This window comes from Pseudomonas sp. R151218B TE3479, from assembly GCF_053629195.1.
Genome location: NZ_JBRJHV010000001.1, coordinates 1,279,047 through 1,291,878, shown reverse-complemented (window position 1 = coordinate 1,291,878; position 12,832 = coordinate 1,279,047). Strand labels below are relative to the sequence as shown.

At 63.0% G+C, this 12,832-nt stretch carries 11 protein-coding genes; 8 read left to right on the top strand and 3 right to left on the bottom strand.

What is annotated here, in order from left to right; genetic code table 11:
* Positions 1-133: 133 nt before the first annotated feature.
* Both ilvA and AB7M32_RS05780 read left to right on the top strand, forming a co-directional pair.
* Positions 134-1,648, top strand: a complete 1,515-nt coding sequence (gene ilvA / locus AB7M32_RS05785; RefSeq protein WP_072409243.1) for a threonine ammonia-lyase, biosynthetic — start codon at positions 134-136, stop codon at positions 1,646-1,648.
* Positions 1,649-1,842: 194 nt separating this feature from the next.
* Complete coding sequence (locus tag AB7M32_RS05780) at positions 1,843-2,271, top strand: DUF2269 family protein (protein ID WP_454249340.1); 429 nt, start codon at positions 1,843-1,845, stop codon at positions 2,269-2,271.
* 105 nt (positions 2,272-2,376) lie between these two features.
* Here the strand turns inward: AB7M32_RS05780 and AB7M32_RS05775 are convergent, their stop codons facing one another.
* Positions 2,377-3,033, bottom strand: a complete 657-nt coding sequence (locus tag AB7M32_RS05775) for a histidinol-phosphatase (protein WP_454249339.1) — start codon at positions 3,031-3,033, stop codon at positions 2,377-2,379.
* Positions 3,034-3,176: 143 nt separating this feature from the next.
* On the opposite strand from AB7M32_RS05775, the gene AB7M32_RS05770 reads away from it, so the two are divergent.
* Both AB7M32_RS05770 and ptsP read left to right on the top strand, forming a co-directional pair.
* Positions 3,177-3,656: an RNA pyrophosphohydrolase gene (locus AB7M32_RS05770; protein ID WP_003186867.1), complete on the top strand. Its 480-nt coding sequence runs from the start codon at positions 3,177-3,179 to the stop codon at positions 3,654-3,656.
* 22 nt (positions 3,657-3,678) lie between these two features.
* Positions 3,679-5,958 carry a phosphoenolpyruvate--protein phosphotransferase gene (ptsP, locus tag AB7M32_RS05765; RefSeq protein WP_053180992.1) on the top strand — a complete coding sequence of 760 codons (2,280 nt, stop codon included), beginning with the start codon at positions 3,679-3,681 and terminating at the stop codon, positions 5,956-5,958.
* Between the two features lie 132 nt (positions 5,959-6,090).
* On the opposite strand, the gene AB7M32_RS05760 is transcribed toward ptsP, so the two are convergent.
* On the bottom strand, positions 6,091-6,837 hold the full coding sequence (locus AB7M32_RS05760; RefSeq protein ID WP_454249338.1) for an NRDE family protein: 747 nt from the start codon (positions 6,835-6,837) through the stop codon (positions 6,091-6,093).
* Positions 6,838-7,144: 307 nt separating this feature from the next.
* Between AB7M32_RS05760 and AB7M32_RS05755 the strand changes: the two genes are divergently transcribed.
* The 3 genes from AB7M32_RS05755 (at position 7,145) to AB7M32_RS05745 (ending at position 9,826) form a co-directional block, all read left to right on the top strand.
* Positions 7,145-7,927, top strand: coding sequence for a sulfite exporter TauE/SafE family protein (locus tag AB7M32_RS05755; protein ID WP_454249337.1), 783 nt, complete (start codon positions 7,145-7,147; stop codon positions 7,925-7,927).
* Positions 7,928-7,995: 68 nt separating this feature from the next.
* A complete protein-coding gene (gene lgt, locus AB7M32_RS05750; protein ID WP_025211247.1) occupies positions 7,996-8,805 on the top strand; it encodes a prolipoprotein diacylglyceryl transferase in 810 nt (269 codons plus the stop codon).
* A 49-nt stretch (positions 8,806-8,854) separates the two neighbouring features.
* Positions 8,855-9,826, top strand: a complete 972-nt coding sequence (locus tag AB7M32_RS05745) for a thymidylate synthase (RefSeq protein ID WP_454249336.1) — start codon at positions 8,855-8,857, stop codon at positions 9,824-9,826.
* Between the two features lie 129 nt (positions 9,827-9,955).
* Here the strand turns inward: AB7M32_RS05745 and cadR are convergent, their stop codons facing one another.
* A complete protein-coding gene (gene cadR / locus AB7M32_RS05740; protein ID WP_003196623.1) occupies positions 9,956-10,402 on the bottom strand; it encodes a Cd(II)/Pb(II)-responsive transcriptional regulator in 447 nt (148 codons plus the stop codon).
* An 86-nt stretch (positions 10,403-10,488) separates the two neighbouring features.
* Between cadR and AB7M32_RS05735 the strand changes: the two genes are divergently transcribed.
* Positions 10,489-12,708, top strand: a complete 2,220-nt coding sequence (locus AB7M32_RS05735; protein WP_454249335.1) for a heavy metal translocating P-type ATPase — start codon at positions 10,489-10,491, stop codon at positions 12,706-12,708.
* The last annotated feature ends 124 nt before the right edge of the window (positions 12,709-12,832 follow it).

The window sequence follows — 12,832 nt, the reverse complement described above, 5'->3', positions numbered from 1 at the left end:
ACGAAAGGCCGGCATTATAGGCGCCGCAAGGGCCTCGGTCATTGCTTGATTGAACGCAGATCCCTGTGGTCGCCCGGCCAAAAGCCGGGTTAGACTCCTTGGTCCTGCCCAACCCGCTCAGTGATGCTTTCCGATGCTTGAACAGTACGTCAAAAAGATCCTCACCTCGCGCGTTTACGACGTTGCCGTAGAAACCCCGCTGCAGACCGCTCGCCAGCTCTCCGAGCGACTGGGCAACAGCATCTTGCTCAAGCGTGAAGACTTGCAGCCGGTGTTCTCGTTCAAGATTCGCGGGGCCTATAACAAGCTGACCCAGCTCAGCGACGAAGAACGCGCCCGCGGCGTGGTCACGGCTTCGGCGGGCAACCACGCCCAGGGCCTGGCCCTGGCGGCCAAGGTGCTGGGGGTCAAGGCCACCATCGTAATGCCCAAGACCACCCCGGAAATAAAGGTCGAAGGCGTGCGCTCCCGTGGTGGCAAAGTGGTGTTACACGGCGATTCGTTCCCCGAAGCCCTGGCCTATTCGTTGAAACTGGTGGACGAAAAGGGCTACGTCTACATTCACCCGTATGACGACCCCCACACCATTGCCGGGCAGGGCACGGTGGCGATGGAAATCCTGCGCCAGCACCCTGGGCGCCTGGATGCGATTTTCGTCCCGGTGGGCGGTGGCGGGCTGATTGCCGGGATCGCGGCCTATGTGAAATACCTGCGCCCGGACATCAAGATCATCGGCGTCGAACCGGACGACTCCAATTGCCTGCAAGCGGCCATGGCCGCGGGCGAACGCGTGGTACTGCCGACCGTGGGTCTGTTCGCCGACGGCGTTGCCGTGGCGCAGATCGGCCAGCACACCTTTGATATCTGCAAGCACCACGTGGACGAAGTGATCACCGTCAGCACCGACGAAATCTGCGCCGCCATCAAGGATATCTACGACGATACCCGCTCGATCACCGAACCTGCCGGCGCCCTGGGCGTGGCCGGGATCAAGAAATACGTCGAGTCGCGCGGCATCAGCGGCCAGACCCTGGTGGCCATCGACTCCGGCGCCAACGTCAACTTCGACCGCTTGCGCCACGTCGCCGAGCGCGCCGAGCTGGGCGAAGGCCGCGAAGCGATCATCGCCGTGACCATCCCCGAGAAGCCGGGCAGCTTCAAGGCGTTCTGCGAAGCCGTCGGCAAGCGCCAGATCACCGAATTCAACTATCGCTACAACACCGGCAGTGAAGCGCACATTTTCGTCGGCGTGCAGACCCACCCGGAAAACGACCCACGCAGCGCGCTGATCGCCAGCCTGACCGAACAAGGCTTCCCGGTGCTGGACCTGACCGACAATGAGCTGGCCAAGTTGCACATCCGCCACATGGTCGGCGGCCATGCAGCCCATGTCATTGATGAAGTGGTGCTGCGCTTCGAATTCCCGGAGCGCCCGGGCGCGCTGTTCAACTTTCTCAACAAGCTGGGTGGGCGCTGGAATATCTCGATGTTCCACTACCGTAACCATGGTGCGGCGGACGGCCGCGTGGTCGCGGGGCTGCAAGTGCCTCACGATGAACGCCACCTGGTCCCCGCCGCCCTGGAAGAAATCGGCTATCCGTACTGGGATGAAAGTGACAACCCGGCGTATCAGCTGTTCTTGGGATGAATCCCATAATTGCGACTGTTGGACTGGGTGGACCTGTGGCGAGGGAGCTTGCTGTGGGAGCAAAGCTTGCTCGCGACACAGACGTCTCGGTTCCAAGGCAAACCGCGTCAGCTTCGTCGCGGGCAAGCCTTGCTCCCACAACTCCCTCGCCACGGGGGTCTAAGCTGTTGAGCACGTCATAAGGAAATCGAACGATGGAAACGTTAACCGCGCTAAAAATCGCTCATGTCGTCGCCACGGTGTTGCTGTTGGCTGGCGCCCTGGGGCTGGCCGTCTGGGTCTGGCGCACGCGACGCAACGGCGATGCCACGGCGGCCGCGCGCACGCTGCAACGGCCGCGGCTGTTCATCTGGCTGGTGATGATCCTGGCACTGGCGAGCCTGCCCTTCACCGGCTGGTGGATGGTTCATCAAGTCGGCTGGCCACTGGGCCAGACCTGGCTGCTGGCTTCCAGCGTGCTCTACACCCTGGCAGCGCTGGCGGGGTTCTGGCTGGTGGTGCGGCTGAACAGACTGCGCAAGCTGCCAGCGGCGGGCAATGGGAAATTTACCTTTGCCTTGGCGCTGTTCAGCGTTGTCTGCTTTGTCGCCATTGCGGGGTTGATGGGGGCCAAGCCGGTTTAAGGTTTTGGACCGTGTCGCTTTCATCGCGAGCAAGCTCGCTCCCACAGAGATTGCGTGATCGACGCCGATCCCCTGTGGGAGCGAGCTTGCTCGCGATAGCCATTTTCAGTCGCGCAACGAAATCACCGGCCAACCCCGCTTCTCGGCCTCGGCCCGAAGATTCGGATCCGGATCCACCGCCACCGGGTGCGTCACCACCTTCAGCAACGGCAAGTCGTTCATCGAATCGCTATAGAAATAGCTGCCCTCCAACGAATGCCCGGTTTCTTCCAGCCAACGGTTCAACCGAGTCACCTTGCCCTCGCGAAAGCAGGGTATGTCGGTGCTGCGGCCGCTGTAGCGCCCGTCGACCATCTCGCATTCGGTGGCGATCAGGGTTTCGACGCCCAGGCGCTCGGCAATCGGCGCGGTGACGAAGCGGTTGGTGGCGGTGATGATCACCAGCTTGTCGCCGGCGTCACGGTGCTTCTTCAGCAGTTCGATGGCCTTGGGCAATACGATCGGCTCGATGCAGTCGCGCATGTAGTCCTGGTGCCACTGGGCCAGCACGGGCATTTCGGTACGACCGAGGATTTCCAGGCAAAAATTCAGGTACTCGGCGTTGTCGAGCTTGCCGGCCAGGTAATCCTGGTAGAACGCGTCGTTGCGTGCCTTGTACGTGACAGCGTCCAGAAAACCGCGCTCACACAGGTAATCGCCCCACGCGTGGTCGCTGTCGCCGCCCAGCAATGTGTTATCCAAGTCGAATAAAGCCAGCCGCATTGCAGTTACTCGCTGAAAAATCTGAAGAAAGGCGTTCAGAATACGGACTTTTCACAAGAGTGCACATAAGCTAGGGGCGCTCGTTGCTGCTTTCACAACCTTTGTGGAACAATGCGGCGACATGCGTTTGCGAGGTTGTTGCCGTGATCGATCCCGATGGTTTCCGTCCCAATGTGGGGATCATTCTTACGAATGATGCTGGGCAGGTGCTATGGGCTCGCCGTATCAATCAAGACGCCTGGCAGTTTCCCCAGGGTGGGATCAACCCCCAGGAGACGCCGGAAGAGGCCTTGTACCGCGAGTTGAACGAAGAAGTGGGGCTTGAGCGAGAAGATGTCGAAATACTCGCCTGCACCCGAGGCTGGTTGCGCTATCGTTTGCCGCAACGCCTGGTCCGCACACACAGCCAACCGCTGTGCATCGGCCAGAAGCAGAAATGGTTTCTCCTGCGCCTGATCTCCAACGAGCAGCGGGTGCGGATGGATTTGACCGGTAAACCGGAGTTCGATGGCTGGCGCTGGGTCAGCTATTGGTATCCGTTGGGCCAGGTGGTGACATTCAAGCGCGAAGTGTATCGACGCGCTCTCAAAGAGCTTGCCCCGCGCCTGCTGACGCGCGACTGACGACGGAGTTCGACCCCGAGCCATGCTCAATACGCTGCGCAAGATCGTCCAGGAAGTTAACTCCGCCAAGGATCTCAAGGCGGCGTTGGGGATTATTGTATTGCGCGTCAAAGAGGCCATGGGCAGCCAGGTCTGCTCGGTCTACCTGCTGGACCCCGAGACCAACCGTTTCGTGCTGATGGCCACCGAGGGCTTGAACAAGCGCTCCATTGGCAAGGTCAGCATGGCCCCCAATGAAGGCCTGGTCGGCCTGGTCGGCACGCGCGAAGAACCTCTGAACCTCGAAAACGCCGCGGATCACCCGCGCTACCGCTACTTTGCCGAAACGGGCGAAGAGCGTTATGCCTCGTTCCTCGGCGCACCGATCATCCACCACCGCCGCGTCGTCGGCGTGTTGGTCATCCAGCAAAAAGAGCGCCGCCAGTTCGACGAAGGTGAAGAAGCCTTCCTCGTGACCATGAGCGCGCAACTGGCCGGCGTTATCGCCCACGCCGAGGCCACCGGCTCGATCAGCGGCCTGGGTCGCCAGGGCAAGGGCATCCAGGAAGCCAAGTTCGTCGGCGTGCCGGGTTCGCCGGGCGCGGCGGTGGGCACGGCCGTGGTCATGTTGCCGCCCGCCGACCTCGACGTGGTGCCGGACAAGACCATCACCGACATCAACGCCGAGCTGGGCCTGTTCAAGACCGCCATCGAAGGCGTGCGGGCCGACATGCGGGCCCTGTCGGCCAAGCTGGCGACGCAGCTGCGCCCTGAAGAGCGCGCGTTGTTCGACGTTTACCTGATGATGCTCGACGATGCCTCCCTGGGCAGCGAAGTGACCACCGTCATCAAGACCGGCCAGTGGGCCCAGGGCGCGCTGCGCCAGGTGGTGACCGATCACGTCAACCGCTTCGAACTGATGGACGACGCCTACCTGCGCGAGCGCGCCTCGGACGTCAAGGACCTTGGCCGCCGCTTGCTGGCCTACTTGCAGCAGGAGCGCCAGCAGACCCTGGTCTACCCGGACAACACCATCCTGGTCAGCGAAGAGCTGACCCCGGCCATGCTCGGCGAAGTGCCCGAAGGCAAGCTGGCGGGGCTGGTCTCGGTATTGGGCTCGGGCAACTCCCACGTGGCGATCCTGGCCCGGGCCATGGGTATCCCGACGGTGATGGGCCTGGTGGACCTGCCATACTCCAAGGTCGACGGCATCCAGATGATCGTCGATGGCTACCACGGCGAGGTCTACACCAACCCCAGCGACGTCCTGCGCAAGCAGTTTGCCGATGTGGTGGAGGAAGAGAAGCAACTGTCCCTGGGACTGGATGCGCTGCGGGACCTGCCGTGCGTGACCCTCGACGGCCACCGCATGCCGCTGTGGGTCAACACCGGCCTGCTGGCCGACGTGGCCCGGGCACAGAAGCGTGGGGCCGAGGGTGTGGGCCTGTACCGCACCGAAGTGCCGTTCATGATCAACCAGCGCTTCCCCAGCGAAAAGGAACAGCTGGCGATCTACCGTGAGCAACTGGCCGCGTTCCACCCGCAACCGGTGACCATGCGCAGCCTGGACATCGGCGGCGACAAGTCCCTGTCCTACTTCCCGATCAAGGAAGACAACCCGTTCCTCGGCTGGCGCGGCATCCGCGTGACGCTCGACCACCCGGAAATCTTCCTGGTCCAGGCCCGCGCCATGCTCAAGGCCAGCGAGGGCCTGAACAACCTGCGCATCCTGTTGCCGATGATCTCCGGCACCCATGAACTGGAAGAAGCCCTGCACCTGATCCACCGGGCCTGGGGCGAAGTGCGCGACGAAGGCACCGACGTGCCGATGCCACCGGTGGGGGTGATGATCGAGATCCCGGCCGCGGTGTACCAGACCAAGGAACTGGCACGGCAGGTGGACTTCCTCTCGGTAGGTTCCAACGACCTGACCCAGTACCTGCTGGCCGTGGACCGCAACAACCCACGGGTCGCCGACCTGTATGATTACCTGCACCCGGCGGTGCTGCAAGCCCTGCAGAACGTGGTACGTGACGCCCATGCCGAAGGCAAGCCGGTGAGCATCTGCGGCGAGATGGCCGGCGACCCGGCGGCCGCGGTGCTGCTGATGGCAATGGGGTTCGACAGCCTGTCGATGAACGCCACCAACCTGCCGAAAGTGAAGTGGATGCTGCGCCAGATCAACCTCAGCAAGGCCCAGGAATTGCTGGCGGAAGTGATGACCATCGACAACCCGCAAGTGATCCACAGCTCCCTGCAACTGGCGCTGAAGAACCTTGGGTTGGCGCGGATGATCAATCCGGCTTCGAACAAGACGCTCTGATCCTGCGGCGCCCCTATCGCGAGCAAGCTCGCTCCCACAGTGGATCTCGGTGGTTCACAAAATTTGTGTTCACTGACGATCTACTGTGGGAGCGAGCTTGCTCGCGATGAGGCCAGCAATGACACAGCAAAACTAAGCCCTGACCTCCACCTCCCCCAAATGCCCCCCATGGGGCCCGAAACTGCGCTCGACCATGTGCCGCGTCCCATCGGCATGGACAATCAGCGCCGTACTCGCCCGCGTCCCGTAGGCCGGGCTGGCAATGAACACACTCGAGAGCAGCATCTCGGTCGCCAGGCCCACGCCCGTGTCTGGCAGTTCCGCCACCGGCGCGGGTTGTGGGTCGTTCAGCAGTGCCAACAAGGCCTGGGGCTGCGGATCGTCCAGCACCTCGCCCAGGGCCGCCCGGGCCTTGAGCAATTTGGGCCATGGCGTGTTCAGCCCAGCGTTCGACAAACCATAGACACCCTCGGCCAGCCGCTGGGGCTGGGTATCTCGGGCATTGTGGTGCCACAGCTCGGTGCCATCGCCGAGCAGCAGGTTGAAGCCACCATACTCGTTCACGCGGGGCACGATTTCGCTGAGGTAATCGGCAATCGACAGATTCCCGGTCAAGAACCGAGCTACCAGCTCACCGCGCGACTTGAAGGCCGGCAACTGGCCCGGGTCACGGATGTTGGTCAGGGCGGCAAACCGACCTTCGGCGCCAATGCCGAGCCAGGTACCACCGGCTTCGAGATCGCGCCCGGCATGGACATGGGGCGCGTCAGGCCACTGGGCCAGGGGCAGGGTCGGCCGGGCGTAGAATTCGTCGCGGTTGGCCGCCACGATCAGCGGCTGGGCGTGGCCGGGTCGCCAGGCAAATACGATCAGGCACATCAGGTCGTCCTGTTAAAAAATGAACCGAACACTCCGCTTTTGTGGCGAGGGGATTTATCCCCGCTGGGCTGCGAAGCAGCCCCAGAACGGCTAACTCAACCAACCTGACGCACCGAGATGCCGGGTTTTCAGGGCTGCTTCGCAGCCCAACGGGGATAAATCCCCTCGCCACAGAGGTTCCGCTGCGAGTCAGCTATAGATCACTCTACCCATCCATCGCCCGCACATCCATCGCCTTCAGTAGAGCCTGAGGCCCTGGATCCGTTACCATGCCGCTCTTATTTCGGGGATGGGCGGGGAGCGTCTGGTGGAATTTGTGCTCTATCTGCTGCTTGGCGCCTGCGCGGGCGTGCTGGCCGGGCTGTTCGGCGTGGGGGGCGGGATCATCATCGTCCCGGTGCTGGTGTTCAGTTTCACTCTGCAGGGTTTCGATCCGCAGGTGTTGACGCACCTGGCCGTCGGCACGTCCCTGGCATCGATCATCTTCACCTCAGTCAACGCCGTGCGCGAGCATCAGCGCAAGGGCGCGGTGCGCTGGCCGATCTTCGCCTGGATGACCGTCGGGATCCTGATCGGCGCCGGTTTCGGCGCGATCACCGCCGAAGCGATTTCCGGCCCGCACCTGCAGAAGATCATCGGCGTGTTCGCCCTGATCGTTGCCGTGCAACTGGCCCTGGATGTCAAGCCCAAGGCCAGCCGCACCGTACCGGGCAAGGCCGGGCTGACCGTGGCCGGCAGCGTGATCGGCTGGGCCTCGGCGATTTTCGGCATCGGCGGCGGTTCGCTGACCGTGCCGTTCCTGACCTGGCGCAGCGTGCCGATGCAGCAAGCGGTCGCGACATCATCGGCCTGCGGACTGCCCATCGCCGTGGTCAGTGCTTTAAGTTTCATGATGCTGGGCTGGCACGACCCGCTGCTGCCGGCCCATAGTCTCGGTTTTGTGTATCTGCCGGCGCTGCTGGGCATCGCCTTGACCAGCATGGTCTTCGCCCGTTTCGGCGCGCGGCTGGCCCATCGCCTGTCTCCGCGCTTGCTCAAGCGGCTGTTCGCCGCCTTGCTATTCTGCGTGGGCTTGAGTTTTCTGTTCTGACGCAATCCTGGCTTAATCCCGAGGTGGCAGCGTCGCCCGGGCATTTTTGACGTTTACGAGGAATATCAATGCTGCCTTACCCGCAGATCGATCCGGTAGCCTTGGCCATCGGCCCGCTGAAAATCCACTGGTACGGCCTGATGTACCTGATCGGCATCGGCGGCGCCTGGCTGCTGGCGTCGCGCCGGCTCAACCGCTTCGACCCGACCTGGAACAAGGAAAAGCTCTCCGACCTGGTGTTCTGGTTGTCCATGGGCGTGATCGTCGGCGGACGCCTGGGCTACGTGCTGTTCTACGACCTGAGCGCGTACCTGGCCAACCCGACGCTGATCTTCGAAGTCTGGAAGGGCGGCATGTCGTTCCACGGCGGGTTCATCGGCGTGATGCTGGCAGCGTTGTGGTTCGGCAAGCGCAACAACAAGTCGTTTTTCGAGCTGATGGACTTCGTCGCACCGATGGTGCCGATCGGCCTGGGCGCCGGGCGCATCGGCAACTTCATCAATGCCGAATTGTGGGGCAAGCCGACTGACGTGCCGTGGGCGATGATCTTCCCGCCGTTCAGCGACCCGGCGCAATTGCCGCGCCACCCGTCGCAGCTGTACCAGTTTGCCCTCGAAGGCGTGGCCTTGTTCCTGATCCTCTGGCTGTTCTCGCGCAAGCCACGGCCGACCATGGCGGTGTCGGGCATGTTCGCGCTGTTCTACGGGATCTTCCGCTTCATCGTTGAATTCGTCCGTGTACCGGATGCCCAGCTCGGCTACCTGGCCTGGAACTGGCTGACCATGGGCCAGGTGCTCTGCCTGCCGATGATCGTCGGTGGCCTGGCGCTGATCTGGCTGGCTTATCATCGAGCGCCGGCTGCGGCGGCCAAGGTTTAAAATTCGAACCCCGGGGCGCTGGCCCCGGGTTCAAGGACACAGGTAACCCATGAAGCAATATCTCGATCTGGTGGCCCACGTCATCAAGAACGGCACCAAGCAAGCCAACCGCACCGGTGTGAACACCATCAGCTTCCCCGGCGCCATGCTGCGCTATGACTTGCAGGACGGCTTCCCGGCCATCACCACCCGCAAGATGGCCTTCAAGTCGGCCATCGGCGAAATGTGCGGTTTTCTCCGTGGCGTGAACAATGCCGCCGAGTTCCGCGCCCTGGGCTGCAAGGTCTGGGACCAGAACGCCAACGAAAACGCCCAATGGCTGGCCAACCCGTTCCGCCAGGGCGACGACGACCTGGGCGAGATCTACGGCGTGCAATGGCGCAAATGGCCGGCCTACAAACAGATCCCCCTGAGCAACCCGGCGGCCATCGAGCAGACGCTGGCCCAAGGTTACCGGCAGATCGCCGAAGGCGAAGAAAACGGCCAGGCCTACGTGGTGCTGTACAAGGCCATCGACCAGGTGCGCCAGTGCGTCGACACCATCATCAAGGACCCGGGCAGCCGGCGTATCCTGTTCCACGGCTGGAACTGCGCCCAGCTCGATGAAATGGCCCTGCCGCCGTGCCATTTGCTCTACCAGTTCCACCCGAATGTCGAGACCCGGGAAATTTCCCTGACCCTCTACATCCGCTCCAACGACCTGGGCCTGGGCACGCCGTTCAACCTCACCGAAGGCGCCGCGCTGCTGAGCCTGATCGGTCGCCTGACCGGCTACACGCCGCGCTGGTTCACCTATTTCATCGGTGACGCCCACGTCTACGAAAACCACTTGGACATGCTCAACGAACAGCTCAAGCGCGAGCCGTTCCCGATGCCGAAACTGGTGATTTCCGAGCGCGTGCCAGAGTTTGCCAAGACCGGCGTGTACCAGCCGGAATGGCTGGAGTTGGTGGAGCCGGGCGACTTCTCCCTCGAAGGCTACCAGCACCACGCGCCGATGACCGCGCCAATGGCCGTCTAAGCCACACCACCCTCCCCTGTGGGAGCGGGCTTGCTCGCGAAAGCGGTGTGTCAACTAGCGAATGTGCAACCTGACACACCGCATTCGCGAGCAAGCTCGCTCCCACATTGGATCTCCATGGGGTCAAGATCAATGCCCATGACTGCGCCCCACATGCGAATGCTCCACCTCCGGCGCCACCGCCCCGCTCACCTCCAACCGCTGTAAGATCCCGCATTGATCCAGGTCCGGCCCTTCGCCACAGCGATGGCGCAGGTCGATCAGTTGCGTCTGCAGGGCCAGCAGGCCATCGATGCGGGCCTTGACATGCTGGATGTGTTCGTCGATCAGCGCATTGACGCTTTCGCACTGGTCCTGGGGGCTATCGCGCAGGGCCAGGAGGCTGCGGATTTCTTCCAGGGTCATGTCCAGGGTGCGGCAGTTGCGGATGAACGTCAGCCGCTCGGCATGAGCCTGGGTGTAGACGCGGTAATTACCGTCGCTGCGGGCCGGCTCCGGCAGCAGGCCTTCGCGCTCGTAATAGCGGATGGTTTCCACCTGGCAGTCGGTGATTTTCGCCAATTCTCCGATCTTCATGATGCGGCCTCCCAAATAGGTGCTTGACCCTATAGTGGCTACAGGGTCTTTACTGCGCAACAGGCACTTTTCACGGACGGCACCCGATGAGCGATTCCCTTCACACCCACAAACCCGACCACGGCCATGACCACGGGCATTCCTGCTGCGCCTCGAAAGCGGCACCGTCGGTGGTCAACCTCGGCAAAGTCCCGACGGACGGCGGGCGGCTGAGCAGTTTCCGCATCGAAGCCATGGACTGCCCCACCGAACAGACGCTGATCCAGAACAAGCTCGGCAAGCTCGAAGGCGTGCAGCGACTGGAATTCAACCTGATCAACCGTGTGCTGGGCGTGACTCACGATTTGCCCAGCGACGCGCCGATCATCCAGGCCATCGAGTCCTTAGGGATGCAGGCCGACCCGCTGGCCCCGGGCCAGAAACCGCAAACCAACGACCTGCCCGCCCCGGCCAAACCCTGGTGGCCGTTGGCGCTGTCCGGCGTGACGGCCGTGTGCGCCGAGGTGATCCATTTCACCAATGCCGCGCCAAACTGGGTGGTCGCGCTGGTGGCGTTGGTGTCGATTCTCAGCGGTGGCCTGGGCACGTACAAGAAGGGCTGGATCGCCCTGAAGAACCGCAACCTGAACATCAATGCGCTGATGAGCATCGCCGTGACCGGTGCCGTGCTGATCGGCCAATGGCCCGAAGCGGCGATGGTGATGTTCCTGTTCACCGTGGCCGAGCTGATCGAAGCCAAATCCCTGGACCGGGCGCGTAACGCTATCAGTGGCCTGATGCAGATGGCCCCGGAACAGGCCACCGTGCAACAGGCCGATGGCAGCTGGCAGGTGCAGGAGGTCAAGGCCATCGCCCTCGGCGCGCGGGTGCGGGTGCGCCCCGGCGAACGCGTGGGTCTGGACGGTGACGTGGTCGCCGGCCGCTCCACCATCGACCAGGCACCGATCACCGGCGAAAGCCTGCCGGTGGAAAAAACCGTCGGCGACAAAGTGTTCGCCGGCACCATCAACCAGGCCGGCGAACTGGAATACAGCGTGACCGCGGCGGCCGACCAATCCACCCTGGCGCGGATCATCCACGCCGTGGAACAAGCCCAGGGCTCCCGCGCACCGACCCAGCGTTTCGTCGATCAGTTCTCGAAAATCTACACCCCGGCGGTATTCGCCCTGGCTTTGGCCGTGGCCGTCATCCCGCCGCTGTTCATGGGCGCGGCGTGGTTCGACTGGATCTACCGGGCGCTGGTGCTGCTGGTGGTCGCCTGCCCCTGCGCACTGGTGATTTCCACGCCCGTGACCATCGTCAGCGGCCTCGCCGCCGCGGCGCGCAAAGGCATCCTGGTCAAGGGCGGCGTGTACCTGGAGGGCGGCTACAAGCTCGACTACCTGGCCTTGGACAAGACCGGTACGATCACCCACGGCAAACCGGTGCAAACCGACTACGTGGCCCTGGACCCGACGGTGGAAAGCACCGCCCCGACCCTGGCCGCCAGCCTCGCCGCCCGCTCCGACCACCCGGTGTCCCGGGCGATTGCCAATGCGGCGGTGGATAAGCAACTGGCCCCGCAGGTTGTGGATAACTTTGAGGCGCTTGCCGGGCGCGGCGTGCGCGGCGACATCGGCGGCCAGACCTATCACTTGGGCAATCACCGCCTGGTGGAAGACCTCGGCCTGTGCTCTCCCGAGCTGGAAGAAAAACTCTTCGCCCTGGAAAAACAAGGCAAGTCGGTGGTGCTGCTGCTCGACGCTACAGGCCCATTGGCGCTGTTTGCCGTGGCGGACACCGTAAAGGACTCCAGCCGCGAAGCCATCCGGCAATTGCACGACCTGGGCATCAAGACCCTGATGCTCACCGGCGACAACGCCCACACCGCCGAAGCGATTGCCGCGCAGGTGGGCATGGATCAGGCGCGGGGCGACTTGTTGCCGGAAGACAAGCTGCAAGCCATTGAAGCGCTGTATGCTCAGGGTCACCGCGTCGGCATGGTCGGCGACGGCATCAACGACGCCCCGGCCCTGGCCCGTTCGGAAATCGGTTTCGCCATGGCGGCGGCCGGCACCGACACCGCCATCGAGACCGCCGACGTCGCGCTGATGGACGATGATCTGCGCAAGATCCCGGCGTTCATTCGCCTGTCGCGGCAGACGTCCAGCATTCTCAAGCAAAACATTGCCCTGGCATTGGTGATCAAGGCGATTTTCCTTGGGGTCACCTTCGCCGGGCTTGCCACCATGTGGATGGCGGTATTCGCCGACATGGGGGTGAGTTTGTTGGTGGTGTTCAATGGGTTGCGGTTGTTGCGCAAGTAAAAGGCCAGGGTGACCGGGCTGGCCTCATCGCGAGCAAGCTCGCTCCCACAGTGGTTCTCTGTTGCTCGCAGAATATGTGCTCACTGGGATCCCTGTGGGAGCGAGCTTGCTCGCGATAGGGCTG

Excerpts from the sequence above, each read along its gene's own strand:
- AB7M32_RS05735 (WP_454249335.1), top strand. The coding sequence starts at position 10,489 with ATGAGCGATTCCCTTCACACCCACAAACCCGACCACGGCCATGACCAC.
- AB7M32_RS05780 (WP_454249340.1), top strand. The coding sequence starts at position 1,843 with ATGGAAACGTTAACCGCGCTAAAAATCGCTCATGTCGTCGCCACGGTG.
- AB7M32_RS05775 (WP_454249339.1), bottom strand. The coding sequence starts at position 3,033 with ATGCGGCTGGCTTTATTCGACTTGGATAACACATTGCTGGGCGGCGAC.
- ptsP (WP_053180992.1), top strand. The coding sequence starts at position 3,679 with ATGCTCAATACGCTGCGCAAGATCGTCCAGGAAGTTAACTCCGCCAAG.
- AB7M32_RS05760 (WP_454249338.1), bottom strand. The coding sequence starts at position 6,837 with ATGTGCCTGATCGTATTTGCCTGGCGACCCGGCCACGCCCAGCCGCTG.
- cadR (WP_003196623.1), bottom strand. The coding sequence starts at position 10,402 with ATGAAGATCGGAGAATTGGCGAAAATCACCGACTGCCAGGTGGAAACC.
- lgt (WP_025211247.1), top strand. The coding sequence starts at position 7,996 with ATGCTGCCTTACCCGCAGATCGATCCGGTAGCCTTGGCCATCGGCCCG.
- AB7M32_RS05745 (WP_454249336.1), top strand. The coding sequence starts at position 8,855 with ATGAAGCAATATCTCGATCTGGTGGCCCACGTCATCAAGAACGGCACC.
- ilvA (WP_072409243.1), top strand. The coding sequence starts at position 134 with ATGCTTGAACAGTACGTCAAAAAGATCCTCACCTCGCGCGTTTACGAC.